The 22,281-nt window shown below is 42.3% G+C and carries 15 protein-coding genes; 4 read left to right on the forward strand and 11 right to left on the reverse strand.

Features of this window, described 5'->3' with window-relative positions:
• Positions 1 to 667 precede the first annotated feature (667 nt).
• From mgtA to GVK91_RS08065, 3 genes are all read left to right on the forward strand, one after another.
• Positions 668 to 3,220: a magnesium-translocating P-type ATPase gene (gene mgtA, locus GVK91_RS08055; RefSeq protein WP_159727810.1), complete on the forward strand. Its 2,553-nt coding sequence runs from the start codon at positions 668 to 670 to the stop codon at positions 3,218 to 3,220.
• A 376-nt stretch (positions 3,221 to 3,596) separates the two neighbouring features.
• Entirely contained in the window at positions 3,597 to 4,172 is a 576-nt protein-coding gene (locus GVK91_RS08060) for a Crp/Fnr family transcriptional regulator (RefSeq protein WP_088162307.1), read from the forward strand.
• 132 nt (positions 4,173 to 4,304) lie between these two features.
• Positions 4,305 to 5,003, forward strand: coding sequence for a type 1 glutamine amidotransferase domain-containing protein (locus GVK91_RS08065; RefSeq protein WP_153847149.1), 699 nt, complete (start codon positions 4,305 to 4,307; stop codon positions 5,001 to 5,003).
• Between the two features lie 122 nt (positions 5,004 to 5,125).
• On the opposite strand, the gene GVK91_RS08070 is transcribed toward GVK91_RS08065, so the two are convergent.
• The 5 genes from GVK91_RS08070 to GVK91_RS08090 all read right to left on the reverse strand — a co-directional run bounded on the left by GVK91_RS08070 (position 5,126) and on the right by GVK91_RS08090 (position 13,884).
• Positions 5,126 to 6,001 carry a hypothetical protein gene (locus GVK91_RS08070; RefSeq protein ID WP_153847150.1) on the reverse strand — a complete coding sequence of 292 codons (876 nt, stop codon included), beginning with the start codon at positions 5,999 to 6,001 and terminating at the stop codon, positions 5,126 to 5,128.
• On the reverse strand, positions 6,001 to 7,191 hold the full coding sequence (locus tag GVK91_RS08075) for a copper amine oxidase (protein ID WP_153847151.1): 1,191 nt from the start codon (positions 7,189 to 7,191) through the stop codon (positions 6,001 to 6,003). Before GVK91_RS08075 ends, GVK91_RS08070 begins: the two co-directional genes overlap by 1 nt.
• Before the next feature lie 70 nt (positions 7,192 to 7,261).
• Positions 7,262 to 8,929: a DUF5018 domain-containing protein gene (locus GVK91_RS08080; RefSeq protein WP_159727812.1), complete on the reverse strand. Its 1,668-nt coding sequence runs from the start codon at positions 8,927 to 8,929 to the stop codon at positions 7,262 to 7,264.
• An 18-nt stretch (positions 8,930 to 8,947) separates the two neighbouring features.
• Positions 8,948 to 10,651, reverse strand: a complete 1,704-nt coding sequence (locus tag GVK91_RS08085; protein WP_159727814.1) for a RagB/SusD family nutrient uptake outer membrane protein — start codon at positions 10,649 to 10,651, stop codon at positions 8,948 to 8,950.
• Positions 10,652 to 10,674: 23 nt separating this feature from the next.
• On the reverse strand, positions 10,675 to 13,884 hold the full coding sequence (locus GVK91_RS08090; protein ID WP_159727816.1) for a TonB-dependent receptor: 3,210 nt from the start codon (positions 13,882 to 13,884) through the stop codon (positions 10,675 to 10,677).
• A 313-nt stretch (positions 13,885 to 14,197) separates the two neighbouring features.
• Between GVK91_RS08090 and GVK91_RS08095 the strand changes: the two genes are divergently transcribed.
• Positions 14,198 to 15,427, forward strand: coding sequence for an ROK family protein (locus GVK91_RS08095; protein ID WP_200845562.1), 1,230 nt, complete (start codon positions 14,198 to 14,200; stop codon positions 15,425 to 15,427).
• 37 nt (positions 15,428 to 15,464) lie between these two features.
• Here the strand turns inward: GVK91_RS08095 and GVK91_RS08100 are convergent, their stop codons facing one another.
• The 6 genes from GVK91_RS08100 to GVK91_RS08125 all read right to left on the reverse strand — a co-directional run bounded on the left by GVK91_RS08100 (position 15,465) and on the right by GVK91_RS08125 (position 22,281).
• Positions 15,465 to 17,306, reverse strand: a complete 1,842-nt coding sequence (locus GVK91_RS08100; protein WP_182331127.1) for a carbon starvation protein A — start codon at positions 17,304 to 17,306, stop codon at positions 15,465 to 15,467.
• A gap of 10 nt (positions 17,307 to 17,316) precedes the next feature.
• Positions 17,317 to 18,483 carry an AGE family epimerase/isomerase gene (locus tag GVK91_RS08105; protein ID WP_153847155.1) on the reverse strand — a complete coding sequence of 389 codons (1,167 nt, stop codon included), beginning with the start codon at positions 18,481 to 18,483 and terminating at the stop codon, positions 17,317 to 17,319.
• A gap of 135 nt (positions 18,484 to 18,618) precedes the next feature.
• Positions 18,619 to 19,557, reverse strand: coding sequence for a DUF4434 domain-containing protein (locus tag GVK91_RS08110; RefSeq protein ID WP_159727818.1), 939 nt, complete (start codon positions 19,555 to 19,557; stop codon positions 18,619 to 18,621).
• Positions 19,554 to 20,273, reverse strand: a complete 720-nt coding sequence (locus GVK91_RS08115) for a GDSL-type esterase/lipase family protein (protein WP_159727820.1) — start codon at positions 20,271 to 20,273, stop codon at positions 19,554 to 19,556. The genes GVK91_RS08110 and GVK91_RS08115 overlap by 4 nt, the downstream gene beginning before the upstream one ends.
• Complete coding sequence (locus tag GVK91_RS08120; RefSeq protein ID WP_159727822.1) at positions 20,270 to 20,959, reverse strand: GDSL-type esterase/lipase family protein; 690 nt, start codon at positions 20,957 to 20,959, stop codon at positions 20,270 to 20,272. The genes GVK91_RS08115 and GVK91_RS08120 overlap by 4 nt, the downstream gene beginning before the upstream one ends.
• 5 nt (positions 20,960 to 20,964) lie before the next feature.
• On the reverse strand, positions 20,965 to 22,281 hold the full coding sequence (locus tag GVK91_RS08125) for an MFS transporter (RefSeq protein WP_153847159.1): 1,317 nt from the start codon (positions 22,279 to 22,281) through the stop codon (positions 20,965 to 20,967).

The following is a 22,281-nucleotide window of genomic DNA, read 5'->3' on the forward strand; positions in this document are numbered from 1 at the left end:
AGCAAAATAAATATACTAATATTAAATTAATATTAATCAAAGGTTATATATTGGTTTAAATTTAGTTTTCTACAGGTAATATTTAGTAGATCGGCACCCAGGTCTATCTTCCTTAATTGAGTAGACGACTGAAGGACTGGCATCCCTAATCCGTTTTGTGTTTTTTTTTTAATATTTTATGTGGTACAAAAACGAGTACAGCGACGCTGTTCAAAAAAATAGATGAACTTTACTGAATTCGTCCCAAAGAAAAGAAAGGCTTTGTATCTACAAGGAAGAGCAATCGCCCGGTCAGAGCCACCTCGATTATGTATTGAAGACCGATTTATAAATATCCCGACCTATGTTGTTAAAATTACTTGGAGGTATTCTAGGATCGTGGAGAAGGCAAAAAACAAAAAAAAACACCCGAAAGCATGGGGTACTCCGGGTGTTTTAGCCATATTATTAACCTATTTTATGAAAAGTGCCCTTGAATGGGCAACACTAAAATAGAAAATAACTTTGTATAAACAAAATAAAATCAAAAAAAAAACATTTTTTCTAAATCACTAAACCGGTTAAACATTGATTTGGCCATCTGAAATACCCGTTAAGATAATTCAATATAATTCCCTAAATTCAGGTTAAATAACCTGTATACTCTTACATCACTAACAAGGCCACGATGATAGAAAAGAACCAAGGTACACGTAATAGCCATTTAGATTCCTTCTGGAGCAAGTCATCCGAAGAACTACTTCATGAACTCAATGCGAAGGAAAGCGGTATATCCGAAAACGAAGCCAATTTGAGGATCACCAAATATGGTCCCAACAGACTGAAAGAAAAAAATAGTTCAAGTGCATATTTATTATTTTTTAATCAATTTAAAAATCCCATTACACTTATCTTAATCGCCGCAGCTGTTCTTTCCTCTTTGCTTCAAGATCGCACAGATGCAATCATTATTCTGCTCATTGTAGTCATTAGCAGCTGCTTGGGATTTTGGCAAGAATATGGAGCATCCAATGCCGTTGCCAGATTACTAAAAATGGTACAGGTGACAGTGACAGTTATTCGAGACGACCATGAGATAGCAGTAAGTATAGAATCAATCGTTCCGGGGGATGTCGTCGTACTGTCTGCCGGTGATATTATTCCTGCCGACTGTATCCTTTTGAACTCCCAAGAGTTGTTTGTTGATGAAGCTGCATTCACAGGAGAAAGTTATCCCGTTGAAAAACAAAAAGGGAAACTAGAAACAAATACGCCTCTTTCCAAACGTTCTAATACTTTGTTTATGGGGTCAAGTGTCATCAGCGGAAAAGCGACCGCGCTAGTCATTGCAACAGGATTGAATACCGAATTTGGGAAAATATCCGCACGCTTAAGAAACAACGCGCCCGAAACTGAATTTGAAAGAGGTATCAAAAAGTTCGGTTTTTTGCTCATGCAAATTACCTTGATACTGATCCTGGTCATATTTGCATTGAATGTATTTCTCCATAAACCAGTTCTTGATTCCTTTCTATTCTCCCTGGCCCTTGCGGTTGGACTTACACCACAATTACTTCCAGTTATTATTACGGTCAATCTTTCTACTGGAGCAAAAAAAATGGCTGCGCAGAAAGTCATTGTCAAACGCCTTTCCGCAATTGAGAACTTCGGCAGTATGAATATCTTATGTTCAGATAAAACCGGCACAATCACTCAGGGGAAAGTAAAGCTTTACAAAGCGTTCGATATTAATGACACTGAAAATGAACGCGTAAGCAACTATGCGCTCTTCAATGCCGCTTTACAAACAGGCTTCAAAAATCCTATTGATGCAGCAATTATAACCGGATTAAAAAGTGAAGGACAACAATTTCCCGCTATATTGGACGAGATTCCTTACGATTTTATACGTAGACGGTTAAGTATTTTGGTTGAGCTTCAAGGATTCAAGATGATCACCAAAGGAGCCTTTCAGGAAATCCTCGCCATATGCAATCAAGTGCAAACTGGCAGCGATAGCATTGAACCACTAACCAGCGAACTAAAACAGACCCTAATGCAACTCTACGAACAGTATAGTAGAAAGGGTTATCGTACATTAGGAATTTGCTGGAAAACCACAACAACAAACTCCATTTCAAAAGAAGAGGAAAGCAGTATGATTTTTCTTGGCTTTGTTACCTTCTTCGACCCGCCCAAGGAAAGTGCTATTGCCGCAATAAATAACTTGAATTCCCTGGGTGTCAAGTTAAAAATAATTACCGGCGACAATGCGCTGGTAGCCGAAAGTCTTGCTAAACAAGTGGGAATCGAAACCCCTATTGTTGTCACCGGAAGTTCATTGCGAGGAACCAGCAGTGAAGCCCTCGCAACAAAGGTATTGCAAGCTGATATATTTGCTGAAGTGGAACCCAGCCAAAAGGAACAAATTATTCTAGCACTAAAAAAAACAGGACAGGTAGTTGGTTTCATGGGGGATGGCATCAACGATGCCTCGGCACTACATGCAGCCGATGTAGGAATATCAGTAGACACCGCAGTAGATGTTGCAAAAGAAGCCGCCGATCTTGTATTAATGGATCAGGATCTTGATGTACTCGCCAACGGTATAAAGGAAGGACGCAGAACCTTTGCAAATACAATGAAATATATCTTTATGGCAACGAGTGCCAATTTTGGGAATATGTTTAGTATGGCCGGAGCATCCTTATTGCTGCCCTTTCTACCGCTTTTACCAAAACAAATTTTATTAACCAACTTACTTACAGATGTTCCTGAAACGACCATAGCAACAGACAATGTCGATGAAGAGTACATCAAAAAACCGCATCGCATTGATATTGGTTTTATCAAAAAGTTTATGTTTATCTTTGGTTTACTGAGTTCGGTATTCGATTATTGTACATTTGCGGTACTGATTTTAGTTCTGAAAGCCAATGAACAACAATTTCAGACAGGTTGGTTTCTAGAATCCGTTGTATCTGCCGCACTTATTGTCCTTGTCGTTCGCACCCGACTGCCCTTCTTTAAGAGCAAACCGAGTAAAGCTCTTCTATTTTCGAACTTAATCGTGATTTCATTTGTTTTACTTCTACCTCTCAGCCTATTGGGTGATATATTTAGTTTTGTGAGGTTGCCATTTCAATTCTATGTTTATATGGTGTTGATTGTTGCTGTCTATGTATTTACAGCCGATTTTGTAAAGCGTTGGTTTTACAAGAAAATGGCGTCGGGATATTAGGTACCTGATATCCCCCATAAAGTAGGACTAAAATATTCCAGGCGATCCCTTCGGCTCAATCTCAAAGAGGACCGAACGAGTAAGGATTGTGAAATTCTATCTTTTTTAGGAAGTTCCCTTTTTGTTTGGGCACAAGTTAAAATCTAATTGATATTATCTTAATATATTACAGGGAGATTACAGGGGGTTAACAGGGGGTTAACAGGGGTATAACAGGGGGTTATCAGGGGTATATCCCCTACTAACCCCTTGTTAACCCCCTGTAAAAGTAGTGTTATTCCCCTCTTAATTTTGAATCTGAGGGGAACTTGATGCAGGCCTTCGCTATCATTGTGAGATTTTGTTTAATTTTAAATCGATCAAGTAACTATTAGCTATGACCGAGCGTGAAATTCTGAGACAACATATCGACAAGACCGTCCAGTTAAACGACGAACAATTCGACTACTTCTTTTCTTTTTTTAAACCGATCTCCTTTAAAAAGAAACAAATGATTATCCGTCAAGGAGACCTTGTGGAACAAGAGTATTTTGTGCTCAATGGCTGTCTAAAGACCTATTTCACCAATGATGAACAAAAGATGCATATCTTACAGTTCGCCACAAAAACCTGGTGGGCTTCCGATTATAATGCATTGCATAATCAAGGCCCAGCTACGGTCAATTTAGATTGTGTCAGCGATGCAGACACTCTTTGCTTATCGAACGAGGACCGTGAAAAAGTATGTAAGGAAATTCACGAAGTTGAAACCTTTTTTAGATGGCGTTCCAATAAAGGATATATTGGGCTACAAAAAAGAATCATGTCACTGCTGAACAACGATGCTCGAAGCCGCTACGAGGAACTCATGCAGCAATATCCCGAACTCTATAATCTCGTTCCCAAACATTTGATTGCAGCATATCTGGGTGTTTCCCGCGAAACACTGAGCAGGCTATACCAAGCCAAATAATGTGATCTATATCACAAAAGCAAAACCATTCGCTAAATTGTGATGTATATCACATAGGGCTCTGGCAATTTATCCCCTACTTTGTACTATCGTTTTAAACATATAATTTTTTAACAGACTTGGTTATTTAATATGAAAAAAGACAAATTAAAAGTATTGGTTGTATTGACATCACATGACCAATTGGGAGATACAGGAGAAAAAACAGGTTTTTGGATAGAAGAATTTGCAGCGCCTTACTATGTTTTACAAGATGCAGGAGTGGACGTTACAATCGCATCTCCAAAAGGAGGACAGCCACCGATAGACCCTAAAAGTGCACTTCCGGATTTTCAAACTGAAGCAACCAAACGTTTTGATGCCGATAAGGAGCTTCAAACAAAATTGGCAAATAGCATTCCTTTGGATCATATCAATGAGCAGGATTATGATGCTGTTTTCTATCCTGGGGGCCATGGCCCTTTGTGGGATTTAACCAACGACAAGACATCCATTGCATTGATCGAATCATTTTGGGCCCACAACAAACCTGTCGCTGCCGTATGCCATGCCCCAGCTGTATTTCGCTATGTCAAGGATAGTAATGGTCAGCCACTAGTCAAAGGCAAAAAAGTTACCGGATTTTCAAATAGCGAGGAAGAAGCGGTTCAACTAACGGATGTTGTTCCCTTTTTAGTGGAAGATGAACTCGTAAAATTGGGTGGTCAGTACAGCAAAGGGGAAGATTGGCATAGTTATGTAGTCAAAGATGGTCATTTCATTACCGGGCAAAACCCTGGGTCTTCGGAAGAAACTGCTAAAGCTTTGTTTGCGCTATTGAGCAAGGTATAATAAACAATTAGCTAAAATCAACAAGGTTATTTCCTTTCAAGGAAATAACCTTGTTGATTTTTATATAGGTAGCAGCAAAGTACAAACTGGCTTTGGCCGTTTATATTTTTTGCGAGCAATATTTAAAAACCAGCTCCATTTATCTGTACATTCTCCCCTCCCTTTTTGAGGTTGGCTGCATCCTGTTGGATTTTAAAATATTGTGCTTCTGGGCAGGCCATCTGCGTCATCCGTCCCGCATGCATAGGCACTTCGATCACTTGCTTTGCATCATAGCGGAGTAAAGTGGTGTAGGACCAAATCGCTTCCAATACTTTCGTTTTTGTTGCCTGTACAGGTTTGCCTTCATTGGCCACCTGATCGATAGCGTTCACCCGCTTAAACTCACCCAATCCACCCAAGGTATATCCTGCACTTTCAAACGTAGCTTCATATTTCTTGCCGTTACCCTGTATAGCAAATTTTAACATCCCTGGACCAACAATTTCCAATGTCATCAGCACCTTTTCTCCAGGATACCAATAATATTCGTCCTGTGCGGGTGCATTTTGGTAAAGACTTGTCTGGCCAGAGCTATGTGCAGCTCTTCGTAAAAATGGTCTGAAAGCCCGTCTGTCTTCGGTCACATTTCCTTTTTCATCCTTAACAACTTCCCAGGTAAGACCAATATCAGTTTCCTGTCCCCCCATGTTACCGCCCATATAAACGGAGGGATTATCCAGGTATTGCTTGGGTTTGCTCGGGTTCAACCGCGCCGGATCAAATTCCATCTTTGGTAAGGTAACTTCGGCCTTAATGCCGACCCAAACATCTGTACTGGAAACGACTTTTCGATAGTAGGCTCCTTGAAAACAAGCTTTTGAAGAAGCCGGACGCACCTCATTTTTGAGATACTCATTCCCATCAACACCAACAACCGGAAATTCTGGTTTAACAAATTCATTTTTTGCACTACAGGCGGTCAAGCCTAGTAAAAAAAGTAAGAGTATGTGTTTCATTATTTCTTCGGATCAATGGGTACAAAAATTAATGGGGTCGGTAAGCAGGAAGCTCCCGGAGGAGAATAGGTAAATTCAATTTCCTGTATTTCCTTCTTCGGGTCGGGCCAATAAGTTTCGATGAGAATTGCCTCTGGATAACCTTTTGTAATCAGCGCATTTTTGGGATATTGCATCACTGTCTTTTGACCGTCTTGCCCCACAAGTTCCATTGTCAGCCCCATACCACCACACCATTGGTTGTCACCAGATCGGCTGTTCCAGCTGACCAAAGCCAATCCTTTTCCGTCTGTACTCTTCCATTTGATCTTTGTTTTATACAGCACACCGTAGTTTCCGGCATTCTTGGCAAATTCCTTTTTCGCACCAATCGTTCCCGTGATCCATGGATCGTCCTGCCCGTCGGCAACAATCAGCTGCACTGCTCCCTTTTTGGTGTCAAGCGTATCTTTCGGATTAATCTGATAATTGGAAATTGGAAAAATACCACGCCCAGCGTTTGCGTGACTATGTGGAATCAGCGTCTTTATCCGCGGAAACACTTTTGGTCCAGACTCATTTGGGGCAAATTGTATGACAGAGATCTGCGCCGGCTGGTCCACCACAAATTCATAGAATCCATGGACAAGTTCATCGTATTGTACCAGCTGTTTTTCCAGTTTTTCATCGATAGCCATCACTTCCCCCGGTTTAAGCACTTTCACCTGATTGTTTACAGCAGATAAAAAGTAGTCCTCAAGCCCCTTCTTTCCAATTTCAAAGTAGTTTGAACTCGGTTTTTGTGAAGCATACTTCAACATGCGAAAATGCATATTTTCATGCCCCAGGTTTTTTATGACCGCCGAAATCTTACGGGGCATTTTTTGAGGTTCTTTGACACCATTGACGTTATAGACATACAACCTAACTGCTCCGGGATCAACCGTCTCCTGTAGTGCAATGGCTTCCGGAACACGGATATACTCGGGATCATCAGATATGATATACTGCGGCCCCGGTAATACGGTCTTTGTGTAAGGCAACTTGGGGAAATCCGTTTTTAGAAAATCCTCCAACAAAACGATATCGCCTTTATTTGCGCTGACAATCTTTTTGGACACGCTACTTAAATCATTTTTTTGTGCAAATCCAACTTTACACGAAACTAAACCTAACATCAACAATAAGCTTGTTTTGATGTGCTTGTTCATAATTTTATTTTTTTACGAATGAATACAATGTTCCTCCACTGCACACAAGCTGCGTGAAGGAACGATTATTTTAATTTGAATCGGCATAAATTGTAAACTCCTGCGCAACGAGATAACCAAAGGTCGTCAACATATACACCTGAAGCCTTTGTCCATTTTCTGAAGTTCCCATACAGATGTCGCTGGTTGCATTACCATTGGTACCGCCAGTAAACAGTTCGGACTCATAAACACGTAATTGGTTATAGGTAGGTGAACTCAGTGTGGTACCAATGCGGGCTCGATCGCTAATATCATAAACATACATCTGACCAATCTCATTGCTTCCAAACAATTTGACCTGAGCCAAAATATCTGCATTGTTAAAACGCTGAAAGGCGATACCACCATTCATAGCAGTACCTGTAATTGCCGGGAATGCTGCTAGCCGCCCCCATGTAATTCCCGAAACATAAGCAAGTTCGGCGTTAGTGCTCGCGATCAGTTCGGCGTTAGCGCCGACCCCTAAAGGAAGATATTCCGGTAGGAAGCCTAATGATGCCGCACCATCCTTATATTCCAGGACATCGGCAGCGGTAGATTTTATCTGGCCATTTTCGACTGTCCAACGCAGGAGGTAACGACTGGTTGCAACCGAAGCGAGTAACTGACCGTTTCCGTCCATATCCCCTACCCAGTTAAGTTTACGACCGATATTGCCATCGCCGGCAGCTACCCCAGCAGGTTTGCTATAAGGTAGATCCAATAGCTTGGCAGGACTGGTATCAAAAACATCTTTGTATTTGTATAGCACAAAGCTCTGTCCATTCGGCGTATAAGTTCCTAACATAAATCGACCTTTTTCATCGCTCACGCCTTGGAAGATCAAACGGCCTGCCGGGAAAGGATTTGTTAGGTTATGGGAATAAGCTCCTGTGAAACGGTTGTACACCTTAAATACAGATGGTGAAGTCCGGCTCACAATCACCAAGTAATCGCCACTCACAAAACAGGACGTTTCACTATTAGCCGTGAAGCCCAAGTCTGCCGCTTTCTTCAGGAACAAGCGCCGGTTAATGCCCACCCCTTTATCAAGTTTGACAGGTTCTTTGACAACCAATTTGAGCTGCCGCTTGATATTTCCGGCTCCAGAAATCGTCAGGGGTACTTCTGCACCGTTGGCTAAATTGACCTGAGCTCCGCTTGCTATAGAACCACTGGAATGTTTATTAATAACGTAACTCAGCGTAGATTGTGAAAGATCCATACCCGGCACCACATAAAACGTCACCGTATTCCCGTTTAAGATCCCCTCAACCTCATTTTCCTTTTGTTCGCTGTCTTTAAATGTAATTTTGATTCCCGAAATATCCGTATTGCCTTTCTTCTCGGCAATGACCACATAATCCTTTGCGTCACCGTTTCCCGCGGTAACAGTAATTTTCTTGGGTGCCGTCAAGTCTGTAAATCCATTTAATCCCGGCGTCACCTGGGCATCAGCCGGAACGGAAGCACGCAACATCAGTCGCGAAAGATCTACTTCATTGTCCGAATCGATCGGATAATAATAATCTACGTGCAAATACACCGTATCATTGCTGATCGTACTCAAGAAGAGGCGATCTTGCCCTTTCCCATCAATCGTAGCGTAAAAATCCATCAATTGATTTTTCACATTCCGCTCCAGATAATTAGGTTTTTGACATCCTCCCAAAAGGATCGCACAGGCCCATAAACTGTAAAATTTTATTTTGTCCATTGCTAGTCTTTCATGTTTTTACCAACCTTTAATTTGAGTCAAAGCGCCGTTCAACTGCACTTCATTTTCAGGTATGGGCAGATAATATAATTTTGTACTGAAACTTCTGTTGGTTGCGTCTGCTGAGACAACTTCATACGTTAATCCTGTTGCGTTCGGACTGATCTTATGCCCTGTAAACTTCACATTATCCAACAGGAGGTGAGCTTTTCTCCAACGGCGCAAATCCCAGAAACGATGTCCCTCAAAAGCCAGTTCAACTTTGCGCTCGTGCTCCACTGCAGCCATTGCCTGATTATTGTTGGCAAGGCTAAGGGCATTAAGTCCACGCTTCTGGCGAAGCTGATTGATGTAGGTAGTTGCAGTCGCAAAATCGCCCAATTGCGCTTTCGCTTCCGCCATAATCAACAAGACCTCGGCATAGCGCATTTCGATCCAGCTTTGTGTACTCTTATTTTGAACGAATGTGGTATTTGTAGGATCAAGCATTTTGCGTACATAGTATCCCGTAACGGTACGTTTGGGGTCGCCACTCGCGCCAAATGTTGTAAATCCTTCTATCGCATCGGTCGTCGACGTATTCAGCGTTCTTCCTTTCCAGGTTGCACCATTGTATAAGATCGTCGCATAGAAACGAGGTTCACGATTTGTATAGGGAGCCGCTGCCTGCGCAGCATTCTGCCAGGAGAATTTGGATCCGTCGGCCATTTCAAATTCATTGACCAATTCCGCGGTTGGTACACCATAAACCAATGTATTACCCTGAGCATCTCGAGGTGGGGCATAGCCCAGATCGTATTGATGCGTGACATCAGGTGCTGCAAAATCTACCCGGAAGATTGCTTCCTTTGTATTTTTATTGGTAAAAATGCTTGCAAAATTATCGTCCAAGGCATAGAGTCCCCCATTAGCCATATCGATGACTTTCTGCGCTGCATCGGCTGATTTTTTAAAATACTCCGCGCTCCTCGCCTGTGAAATGCCCGTCAAAGGATCCTGATTGAACTGCTTGAGATCATATTTAGCAATAGAGCCTGCATACAGTCCTACACGTGCCATCAAGGTATAGGCCGCGCCCTGGGTAGCCCGACCGGCAAGATTATTGAGCGGAAGATGATCCGCCGCAAATTGGAGATCCTCCAGGATAAAATCATAAACGGCTTCCTCACTCGAGCGTTCGTGATCTTTTTCAGTATACTGATCCATACTCTTGAATAGAATCACGCTTCCATGGATCTTTGCCAGCCAGAAATAGGCATATGCTCTCACGAACCTGCCCTCAGCCTCATAAACCTGCTTTTGCGCATCGGAAAGGCTGGACTTGGTGTTAATCCCATTGATCATTTCATTGATACGACGGATACGTTCATATCCGCTCGCCCAATAATTCAGCCCCACGCTTGCGGAAGAAAACTGGTTTGAGTTGGATACAAGAATATTGACGGTACCATTCCCAGCCGTATTTGAGGTAAATTTCATTCCATCGGCTAAGGCATCCATTGCATTGTCATAGCCTAAATTGGGAAATTGACCAAACTGGAATTTTTTAAATTCAGCATAGATACCCGACACATATAGTTCGGCCGAATTGGGGTCAGCCCATACTTTCTCTTCTGCGATCCGGTCCTGTGGAATTAGATCGACAGAACAACCTTGCAACGCCATAAACAACAGGCCTAAAAATGAAAGCTGCCGACAGCTGGTATATAGAGTTGATTTCATCTGTAATAATAATTTTTAGGAGATTAAAAAGTAACGCTTAAACCAAATTCAAAAATCCGTTGCTGCGGATAAAATCCATTATTGACATTTGGCATTTCGGGATCGAGGTATTTCAAGTAATCCCATGTGAAAAGGTTTGAGCCCGAAGCAAACACGCGTACATGTTCAATCTTCGCTGCATTCAGCAATCCTTTCGGGAAAGTGTAGCCCAACTGCACGGATTTAAGACGCAGATAATCTCCTTTTCTGATCCATCCTGAATTGGCATTTGCATTGTTCGTCGACATACCTGTTGCTTTATAAGCACTCATACGTGGAAATTCGGCATTCGGATTGTCTTCGCGCCATGAGTTTTCAACCAAGAAATAAGGGGAGTTTCCATAGTTATAAAAAGGTCGCGTAAAAGGTGTATTATCCTCTACCCCTGAAGTTCCTGACGATCCTTCGTAGGCTCCTGCTAGGGCAACATCAACACGTGCAGCACCTTGCAACAATGCTGAGAAGTCGAAGCCTTTATAAGCCATATCTAAATTCAAACCGAATGTTAATTCAGGCACATTGGAGCGTCCAATATAGGTCATATCATCTGTTCGGGTAATCCGGCCGTCGCCATTCAAATCTTTAAATTTGAAAAAACCGGGAGCCATAAATCCTGAACTTGGTGAAGGTGTATTGCGTGCTTCCTCCCAGGTCTGTACCATCCCCTCTTTGACAAATCCAATTTTTGTTCCGATAGATTTGCCAATGAGACTCTGCCAAGAAGGGATGCCGTTCGCTTCATCCAGTTTCAGATACCTGTTTTTCGCCCAGTTGATATTGCCGGTTACGCCCAGTTTGAATTCACCAAAACGGTCGTTATAACGCAATTGAGCATCAAAACCGCGGTTATCAACTTCGCCAATATTGGCCAAACTCGGAAAATAACCACCCATCGACGCTGGATAAAGGTTTCCTACCTGTCCCAGAATACCGGAAGTATAACGGTAGAACCATTCGAAATCAAAACCAAATTTTCCATTTAAAAACCGTGATTCAAATCCAACATTGGATGTGGTGGATTCTTCCCATTTCAATAGTGGGTTTTGAGGTGCATTGGTATATAAGGCTTTGACCGGCTTGCCGTCTATGACAATGACTGGTGTTGTATTTTGCGAAAGGGTATTAATGTAAGGGAAACTACCCAGTTGTGCACGATCGTTTCCTGTACGCCCAATAGACCCTTTTAATTTAAGGAAATCTGCAAAAGGGACAGCTTCCTTAAAGAAAGACTCATTTGAGACAACCCAACCCAATCCAATGGCCGGGAAAGATTTCCAGCGATTTTCCTTGGCAAAGTTAGCGGAGGCATCCCAACGCGACACCAACTCCACCAAATAACGATCGCGGAAAGCATAATTCAGCCGCGTCACAAATCCCGCCCGTGCAGATTCTGGATCGCTGGAGCCTGTAGACTTGATAATGTCTTCCTGGGAAGCCGAACCATAGTTTATTTCCTGAATAATACTGATCGGAAAATTACTTGCGCCGGCACCAAATTGATTACCATGAGTTTTTGCATATTCATATAAACCTAACACACCGATGCTATGATCACCAAAAGTCCGGTTATAATTTAAACTGGCCTGCCAGGTGCTGCGATAGTTTGCAGCAAAGCTCTGACGAAGAGAAGTCTTCGTGATTCCAGGCAAAGTGGTCATGGCCACAAAGTCGCCTGCAACCTGGTCCCGCTGTCTTCCCATCGTCGGATAGGGTGTCAGCCAAGATTTGGATTCATCCGAATTATAGTCGTATGCGCCCTGGACTTTTGCCAGTAAACCTGTTACTCCTGGAACTCTAAAATCGATGTTTGCTGTTCCCTGAAAGATATTGCTTTTGAGCTTCTGGTATCCCGAATTTGCAACGGAAGCAATTGGGTTGACCCATCCTGCTCCGGCCTGATATGCTACCGGAAGTCCATTTGGGGCATACATAGGCAGATTCGGCAGCATTCGAACAGCTTGGTAAAATGGATTCATATAGGCCGAGTTATCGGGTGAAATACCGGGCAAATTGGTATTCTGATTACGCAAACCAATGTTCAAACCAACCGTCAGGTATTCGTTAAGCTCACTTTTAAGGTTTGTACGGATATTGTAGCGTTTAAAATTGGTATTGTCGATCACCCCGTCCTGGTTCATATGGCTGACCGAAGCAAAATACTGCGTTTTGCTCGCTCCACCAGAAATTGTTGCGGCATGATGTTGCGAATAGCTATTATTATCTGCCAATAGGCCAATCCAGTCTGTATTCCCAAATAACGGATTGGTATTGGTTCCATTTGCCACAGCATCGATGAGTTCCTGCGTGTAGATGTAAGGTGCTTCAGTTTGCTTCGTATTGCGGAGAAAATCATTGTCCAGTTCTGTTCCTTTGTTATACCAGTTCATATAATCCGGTCCATTGAGGAATTTTGGAAAGCGGGTATTTTGGCCAATGCTGTATCCAAAGTCATAGGTTACTTTGGTCTGCTCCTTTCGTCCATTTTTTGTTTTAACCAATATAATACCATTGGCGGCCTGTACACCATAAGCGGCCGTGGAAACTGCATCCTTTAAAAAGGAAATCGTTTCTATCTCACTTGGGTCAAGATAAGCCAAGGTAGAAAGCGGTCTTTCGATATCGTCGACAATCACCAAAGGACTTCGATTACCACCATAAGTTCCTACCCCGCGCAGATACAAGGTCGCATTATCTGCCCCCGGGCGTCCTGATTGTTGCAATGCCGTCAATCCGGGAACACGTCCTACAAGTGCATTGGTCAAATTCATCGACGGGGCTTTCTTGAGCTGATCACCTCCGATCTGTACGACAGATCCAACGACGTTGTTCTTCTTTTGCGTACCATAAGCCACAACAACGACCTCGTCAATCTGACGTTCATCGGACTGCAAAACAAAACTTTGTGTACCGGCAACTGTGATCTTCCGCGACTGCGACAAATAGCCGATATAACTAACCTGAAGTTCGGCCGGAAGTCGGTCTACCTGCACGGTAAAACTCCCTTTTTGATCTGTACGTGTTGTTACAGAAGTCCCCACTACTTTAACCGTCGCCCCAGCAATAGGCTGTTCATCGCGATTTCGTATGGTACCATTTACAATGGATTGAGCAAAGCTTATTGCGGATTGCATAAAAACAATAAGTAATCCCAATGCCTTAAAAAGATACCTGCGTTTTACATGTGTTGGTTTCATAATTTAGGAATGAAAAAATAGTGTTATGTTAAAAAAATAGTATTTATGGTCACTCGGTTACCTACACCATGATCAGACGTTTTCCATTGGATAAAACACGCAACGTTCTGACACGGACAAGGCAACGTATTTTGGCTTACAATTATTAGGTATATTATTTATACAACACTAAATAAGAAATAAAATTTTAAATATTCAAATTATTTCTAATTTTTTTTATTAATTCAAACAGACTAAAGAAGAAAAAACATAAACTTAATTTGCGATGATGAGATATTTACTATATTTACCCTGAAGTTAACGTAACAAAGTTATGGGTATAAAATTTTTGAGTGACTTACATGATGCGAGCTATAGCGGTGTAGCGTATAAAAACATTTTACTTAAAAAGGAAATTTTAACCTTTTTTGCGACCAAAGGTCCCTCGACAATTCCTGAGTTAAGTAAGGAATTCAACATTAGCATTCCCAAGATTAACGAATGCATCAATGAACTCATCGAAGACGCATTGGTACAGGACAATGGAAAATCGACTTCGGGAATTGGCAGAAAACCGAATTCCTACGGTCTACTTCCAAATGCAGCATTTTTTGTCGGTGTTCAAGTAAGCCATGATCATCTCAGTATCGTGGTCATGAATATGAAAAAAGACATTATTGCCAGCCAGGAGGAAATTCCACATCGTTTGGAGAATAATCAGGAATCACTCCAGAATATATGCCGGGAGATCAATCAATTTATTGCCACACATCAGATTCAAAAGGATAAAATATTGGGTGTAGGTATCAATCTTTCTGGTCGCATCAACTATCGAACAGGTTATTCCTACAGTTATTTTAATTTTTATGAAGATCCTTTATCGAAATATTTCGAACAGGAGCTGCAATTGCGCACCTATCTTGAAAACGATAGTAAGGCGCTTGCTTATGGCGAATTTTCCAGCGGAATTTTAAAGGACGAGAAAGATGCACTCTTTGTCAATGTAGACAACGGTATCGGGTTGGGTATTTTAATCAACGGAAAGATCTATTATGGGAAATCGGGTTTCTCGGGTGAATTTGGACATATTCCCATTTTTGACAACGATATCATCTGTCGCTGTGGAAAAAAGGGTTGCCTCGAAACGGAAGCATCTGGTTTTGCACTTAGAAACCGTGTAATAGCAGCACTGCAAAATGGCGCAACGAGCATCCTAACAAAAAAATTCAATGACCTGGAAGATATCCGGCTCAGCGATATTATCATTGCTGCAAAAAAAGATGACAATCTCGCTATTGAGTTGATCAATGAACTTGGGGAAAAATTAGGTCGTGGGCTTGCTACATTGATCAATATTTTCAATCCAGAAATTATCATCGTAGGTGGTATTTTAGCCAAGAGTGAGGAATACCTGATGTTACCGCTGAAGAATGCAGTCAATAAGTTTTCATTATCCATTGTCAACAAGGACACCAAACTTGCTTATTCAAATAATGGGGAAAAACTTGCGGCCTTTGGAGCTTGCCTTCTCATTCGGGACCGTCTGCTTTCTATTATCGATTAAGACATAAGGCGTGGATTTCAGTGAAATCCACGCTACTTTATCTTTCTACAATCTCCTTCACAACCTCTCCATATTGATCTTTCACCTGCTCTTTCCTTTGTGCAAGGTATATCCACTTCTTAAACGTTCCGATAAATACTATCGCCATCAATGACATCGCTGCTACGGCCAAGCCCGCCAGTAGGTACTGTCCTTTGGGCACATATCCTTGTACCACCTGAAGATAGCCGGCCCAAAATGTAATCACGGCCATAAAGACACCGGGAACGGCTGCAAACAAGACATATTTTCGTCTATTCATCCGGATGAGCATCGTTGTACATACAATCAGACCACAGGCGGCCAAGAGCTGATTGCTAATACCAAATAATGGCCAAATGCTACTTACGTTACCGGTATAAACCAAATATCCCCAGGAAAACGTAAACAGAGCGCTGCAAATCCATACACCTGGTTTCCAGTTTTTATCGCTAAATTTAGGAAAAACAGTTCCAAGCATTTCCTGTAGAAAAAAACGCCCTACCCTGGTACCTGCATCAATCGCTGTAAGAATAAAAACAGCTTCAAACATAATCGCGAAATTATACCAATAGGCCATTATATCGTTCATAAAAGGAACCTTATCGAAGATATGAGCCATCCCTACAGCCAACGACACTGCTCCGCCCGTCCGACCGTGCAGATCTACACCTATTCTGTCTATAAAATGCGGTAAATCCACAGCCGAAAGATGGGGGTGCTGCGCTAGAAACTGTGCATAATCGGCTACCGGCGTATTGATTGCAAAATAATCACCAGGCATCAACGTACAAGCTGCAATCAATGCCATCAAGGCAACAAAGCCTTCAACAAGCATGGCGCCATACCCCACAAACAAGATCTCGCGTTCATTACCGATCATTTTGGGTGTTGTCCCGGTTGCGATAATAGCGTGAAATCCCGATATGGCTCCACAGGCTATCACAATAAAGATAAAGGGCAAGACAGGTCCTGAAATTACGGGTCCGCCACCATGGATAAATGAGGTCAAGGCGGGCATCTGAATTGTTGGTGCAACAAAAAATATCCCTACCGTCAGCATAATAATTGTACCTATTTTGAGATAGGTCGAAAGGTAATCTCTCGGAACCAATAATAGCCAGATGGGCAATACTGAAGCGAAGAAACCATATACAGCAATACCGATAGAGATCGTTTTCACATCCCAGTTGAAAAGTGCATGAAAAGTTGGAAGCTGCATCAGGTGATGACCGGCTATAATACCTGCAATAAGCAAGATACCGCCAATGATACTCGCCAAGGTCACCGAGCCCTCCCGATAGCGCATCATCAAGCCCATTAAAATAGCAATGGGCATTGTCAGTACAATCGTAAATAAAGACCATGGTGCCTCGTGCATTGCACTAATACAGGCCAGCGATAATCCGGCCAACGTTAGGATCAAAATGAAAAGTACGGCAATACCAGCAATAGCGCCAATAGGTTTACTGACCTCCTTGGAGGCAATGGTTGCCAAACTTTCCCCTTTATGTCGTACAGAAGCGAAAAGCACGACCATATCGTGCACACCGCCACCTAATACACAACCAATTAATATCCACAGAGCGCCCGGCAGATAACCAAACTGTGCCGCGAGAACTGGACCAACTAGTGGTCCTGCAGCAGCTATCGCCGCGAAATGATGGCCAAACAACACTTTTTTATCGGTTTTCACATAATCATGTCCATCAGCAAACTCCACCGCCGGTGTCTGGCGACTTCCATTCAACCTGAGCAGCCTATTTGCTAGAAACAAGCCATAAAAACGATACGCGATCGCAAAGATCAATATCGCTGCGAAAACTAAGGTCAACGCATTTATTCCATTGAGAGCATCCATACCAGTTAAGTTACACGATTATTTTTGCTTTTTCAAACACCTCATATACCTTCCATAAGGCACGAGGCACATGAAAGCATCCCTTCCATTTTCCGCCTTTGAGATCGAGCAATACCTCACCTCTTCGATTGAGGTAGCCAAACCATTCGCCATGTTCGGGGTCCCTAAAATGCGTCCAGGTATATTCATGAACCCGTTCGAACCAACGTTTAGCCTCTTCATTTCCCGTTAGTACCCAAGCTTTCGCCATACACACCAGTGTTTCACAGTGCACCCACCATAACTTCTGGTCCCATTCCAACTGCTGGGTCGGTTTACCCTGCGCATCCATAAAGTAGAATATACCTCCATATTTCTCATCCCATCCATGCTCCAACATACGAAGACCAATACGCATGGCTTTTTCAATCAACGCTGGTCGCTGCAATCTTTCTCCCAGATCCATCATAAACCACATGGCCTCTATCGCATGTCCCGGATTGAGCAATCTTCCTTCAAAACTATCCAGCAATGAACCATTGGGACTTACATTTTCAAAGACAAGCCCCTGCTCCTCTTTATAAAATACATCCATTACCTCGACCACGATATCCTCGATCAATTCCTGCACCAGCTTAGGTTCCAATAAATGCTCCAGTTCAATGGAGAGATTGCTCAAGATCATAGGCAACGCAAAATTCTTTGATGGACGTGTCCCTGGAACAGCCTTATCGTATATGCCCTTGGTATGTGTTCGACGTTTCAATATATTATGAAAGGTATCTTGCGCAATTTCTGCGTAACGCTGCTCCTGAGTTGCTGTATACAGGGCACCAAATCCCATGGCAGCAAAGCAATCGGAAAAAATATTGTAGGGCTGCACAAGTGCCTTCCCTTGTCGATCAAGTGAAAAATACCAGTTCCCCTCTTCGTCACGTCCATGTTTTTCCATAAAGCTGGCACCATGAACTGCAATATCCAACCAGGATGACCGTGTTTCAATTTTGTTGTAAATACTCGAAAAGAGCCAAACTTGCCGCCCCTGCAGCCACATAAACTTATCCGTATCAAAAACTCCACCTCTTCTATCCAGACAGGTAAAATAGCCACCATACTCCCTATCGAGCGAATGCTCCGTCCAGAAAGGAAGAATATGATTAAATAATTCGTCTTTATAAATTGTACTATAATGATTCATATATAAATGAATTTGCTCTTTAAAGGCCATTTAAAATCTCTGGCCTACTCTTATCAATAATGCTATTTCTTGTTCTCTGACTTTTTCGAGATTGCTTTTGTCTTCATTTCGCGTGCTGTAAACACGCGATCCCTATCACCAATTGTGGTTCAGTGCATGTTCCCGGTACCGATTGTAAAGGTGTCCTGCCTGTAAATAAGCGGATTGTGGACTCATAAAGTGAGAAAATTCAAAAGTAATAGCCTTATCATAACCCGCCTTTGCTGCAGCCTCAAGTTTTAGCCTTAGTTTATCAAACTTGATCGGCAAGAATTTGATCGGCATATCCCGGTCAAAAGATTCGGCATTCGTCCAACAGGCCATACCATATTTATCAGCCAATTTCTTATTGACCTCAAAGAAATCGGGAAGCTCATCGTAATCAATGTGTCCATCCTGAAAGGCCACTGCGTCGACAGCTCCTTGTATACCTTCAAAAATTTCGCCCCATTCCCGTTCGTGTTCCAATACCGAAACTGCATCGGCTTTACTAAGCTCGGGAGAAGCGGCAAGCACAGCTTTTTTTCCATCAATCCAGGGTGATATAAATGTCGGCAAGCCCCCACTGACGGCCTTGCACTGTAACCCAAGTGTACGAAAAGCATGAACAGCCCCTTTGGTTTTACGACTGATTTCCGTACTGATATACCATCCACCGAAGCTTTTATAATGCCCATATTTAGCCCAAACCTCTTCAATTACATATTGATTGGCATCGATTTCGTGACTCAGATCTCCTGTCTCCCAATAAATACCGCTGTCATAAAGTCCAAAATAGAATTTCATCTCATACTTGTCTGCAAGCTGCAGATAAAGCTCTACAAGATCCAACGATGGTTTAAAACAGCCATATTTGTCCATCAGATAAGCCGATGGATAGGTTATAAATTTACGATAGCCACTGCGAATCATAATAACAGTGTCTATACCAATTGCCTTCATATATGCAAAATCCCGATCCCACTCTTCCGGACCCCAATTCTGGTGCGGAATATCGTGGGAAATCTCGTCAATAAATGTTCCTGTAATTCTCATAAATATTTCTTTTCTTTTAATAATTGCACCCATTTTATATAGGCACTGGGTATCAGATGCACACCATCAGCTGAGTAAATTGCGTTAAGTTTTCCCTCATTGTCCTGAAAAAGTGGGCAGAGGTCGACAAATGGAATATTTTCATCTGCTGCAAGCTGTCTTAGTTTTTCATTTAAGATCGGAACCAACACATTTCTACCTTTTGTATAAGGCTCTTTTGTTAATCCTTCATTGATCGGTAGAGCACTCTGAAGATAGATAAGGGTCTTTGGTGAGATCTTTTTTATTCGTTTAATGATACGCTTGTAGTTATTGACCGACACTTCCTGTGGAAGCTTTCGGAATTGGTCATTAATGCCATCCATCAGAAAAATTGCCCGCGGACGTCCGCGCAACACCTCATCTATACGCGCAAGAATCCCAAACGAATTATCTCCGCCTATCCCCCTGTTCAGTACAGGATATCTTGAATCTGCAAGCAATTCCTGCCATTCTGCCCGTTCAGTAATACTATTTCCCAAAAACACGACTGCTCCTTTAATTGTTGGACTTTGTTCGAAATAGGCCATTCGTTGTTGATAATACCAGTTGGCGTAACTGCTATCTATTTTAGTCTCCTGAGCTGAGAGGGACTGGGAAAATACCGATAGATATATTCCAATTAGGAAGCAACCTTGGAAAACACGATACAGCTTAAAAAATTCCAATGATCTCATAATAGTTTTTGCTGTTTTAAATAATTGGCCCAAATTAAATAGGTGGCTTGCTTCAGATGTAAGCCATCAATTGTTAGCTCAGCTTTTAGTTCCCCTTTACCATCCACCAATATCGGCTGTAAGTCTACAAAACGAACTTGATGTGCCGTACACAATTCTTTCAAAGCTTTGTTCAGTAGCACGATCTTGTCATTCCGAACCTCTTCATAGATTTTTGGCAGTAAAGATTCATTCACAGGTAGAAGTCCCTGCACAAAAAGCGCTGTATTTGGCGACTGCTTTTTAACCTGCTTTATTATCCTTTCTATATTCGTTGAAATAATGAAAAGCGGTATTCCTCTTTTCATGTCGTTCACCCCACAGAGCAGAAATATTTTTCGTGGTCTGGATGCTAGTATCTCGTCTAGTCGTGCTAAAATACCATAAGTCACATCACCGCTAATCCCACGATTGATCACATGCTTCCGCTGGAGGATTTCTTGCCATTTTCCACCTTCGGTAATGCTATTGCCAAGGAAAACGATTTCGTCCTTCTGATTGGGCATCGCTTTAAAAAACTCAAGCCTTGCGCGATAATGCTGATTATCAAACGTAGAATCAATACCCTTTGATTGTGCTAAAGTCAATGCCGGTAAAAAAAAAGGCAACAATATGGCCTTCCAGTTCCTATAAGAAAGTATGTTCATATGCATTAATTATTTTCGTCGGTATGCTCTTTTTCGGGTTTTCGCAATGGCACCCACCAGGAAACCAAAAAGGCTGGAATAGTAGAAATCAACACCCAGATAAAAAATTCTTTATAGCCCAAATAATCACTCAGCCAGCCGCTGATCATCGAAGGAATCATAAATCCCAGATTAACAAGTCCACTTCCGAAAGCGTAGTGTGCCATCTTATATTTGCCTGGGGCAATATTTTGCATGATAAAAAGAATAATTCCGATAAAGCCAAAACCATATCCAAAGTACTCGATGGCGACAGCAGCAGCTATGAGATAAAGGTTTGTCGGCAATGTGATCGCGAGAAATGCATAAGCTACAAATGGAACATTAAAGAAGGCACAAAGGATCATAAGTGTCCTCCGGTCTAAGCCCTTTTTGGATACAAAATGCCCTGCGACAATCGACCCCAATACAAAAGCTATGGCACCAAATACACCATAAAGCAATCCAATTTCCGAAGTACTGAGGCCCAGACCACCTTCGGTACGTTGCGCTTTAAAAAATAAGGGGGTGATCTTAATGGCCTGCCCTTCAGCAAAACGATAAAAGACAATAAAAAGTAAACTAAACCAAATATTCTTTTTCTGAAAAAAAGTTATGATAACGTCTTTAAGCGTATCCATTCCCTCCTTTAAAGAAGTGGATTTGGGTGCTTCATCGTGAGCAGGTAAAGCACGTATGCTGTACAATCCAATCCCCAACATAATAAATCCATAAGCAAACATCACCACCATCCACGCGGATTTAATGCCGATTTCCTGCTCCAATTGCCCCGCCAAATAAACGAGTACGCCGCCAGAAAACACTTTGGCCACATTATAGAAGGCACCTTGCCAGCCGACATATTTTGCCTGTTGTTTTGCATTCAGTTCATTCAAATATACCCCGTCGGCTGCGGTATCATGTGTGGAACCACTGAATGCGATCAGTGTCAATAAGGCAATGGAGAAGCTAAAGAAATGATCCAACTGTAGCGTAAGACCAAGCAGACCAAAGAGTAGCCCCGTGAGTATCTGCGTGGTATAGACAAAAAATTTCTTGGTCTTATACAGCTCCAAAAAAGGCCCCCATAAGGGTTTTATTGTCCAGGGCAGCATAATCAATGAGGTCCAAAAAGCAATCTGTGCGTCCGATACCCCCAAATTTTTATACATAATGGAGCTCGCACCCGAAAGGGCAACAAAAGGTAGCCCCATGGCAAACCATGTTGTGGAGATCCAAAAAATAGGCGGAAGTGCCTTACGCCCTTTGCGAAGCTCCACCGTTTGTTCTAATAATTCATTCAT

The sequence above is a fragment of the Sphingobacterium sp. 18053 genome (genome assembly GCF_902706145.1).
In the GTDB taxonomy this organism is placed as follows: domain Bacteria; phylum Bacteroidota; class Bacteroidia; order Sphingobacteriales; family Sphingobacteriaceae; genus Sphingobacterium; species Sphingobacterium paramultivorum.

Bases quoted from the DNA above. Each gene is read 5' to 3' on its own strand.
- mgtA (WP_159727810.1), top strand. From the start codon at position 668: ATGATAGAAAAGAACCAAGGTACACGTAATAGCCATTTAGATTCCTTC.
- GVK91_RS08060 (WP_088162307.1), top strand. From the start codon at position 3,597: ATGACCGAGCGTGAAATTCTGAGACAACATATCGACAAGACCGTCCAG.
- GVK91_RS08065 (WP_153847149.1), top strand. From the start codon at position 4,305: ATGAAAAAAGACAAATTAAAAGTATTGGTTGTATTGACATCACATGAC.
- GVK91_RS08070 (WP_153847150.1), bottom strand. From the start codon at position 6,001: ATGAAACACATACTCTTACTTTTTTTACTAGGCTTGACCGCCTGTAGT.
- GVK91_RS08075 (WP_153847151.1), bottom strand. From the start codon at position 7,191: ATGAACAAGCACATCAAAACAAGCTTATTGTTGATGTTAGGTTTAGTT.
- GVK91_RS08080 (WP_159727812.1), bottom strand. From the start codon at position 8,929: ATGGACAAAATAAAATTTTACAGTTTATGGGCCTGTGCGATCCTTTTG.
- GVK91_RS08085 (WP_159727814.1), bottom strand. From the start codon at position 10,651: ATGAAATCAACTCTATATACCAGCTGTCGGCAGCTTTCATTTTTAGGC.
- GVK91_RS08090 (WP_159727816.1), bottom strand. From the start codon at position 13,884: ATGAAACCAACACATGTAAAACGCAGGTATCTTTTTAAGGCATTGGGA.
- GVK91_RS08095 (WP_200845562.1), top strand. From the start codon at position 14,198: ATGGGTATAAAATTTTTGAGTGACTTACATGATGCGAGCTATAGCGGT.
- GVK91_RS08100 (WP_182331127.1), bottom strand. From the start codon at position 17,306: ATGGATGCTCTCAATGGAATAAATGCGTTGACCTTAGTTTTCGCAGCG.
- GVK91_RS08105 (WP_153847155.1), bottom strand. From the start codon at position 18,483: ATGAATCATTATAGTACAATTTATAAAGACGAATTATTTAATCATATT.
- GVK91_RS08110 (WP_159727818.1), bottom strand. From the start codon at position 19,557: ATGAGAATTACAGGAACATTTATTGACGAGATTTCCCACGATATTCCG.
- GVK91_RS08115 (WP_159727820.1), bottom strand. From the start codon at position 20,273: ATGAGATCATTGGAATTTTTTAAGCTGTATCGTGTTTTCCAAGGTTGC.
- GVK91_RS08120 (WP_159727822.1), bottom strand. From the start codon at position 20,959: ATGAACATACTTTCTTATAGGAACTGGAAGGCCATATTGTTGCCTTTT.
- GVK91_RS08125 (WP_153847159.1), bottom strand. From the start codon at position 22,281: ATGAATGAATTATTAGAACAAACGGTGGAGCTTCGCAAAGGGCGTAAG.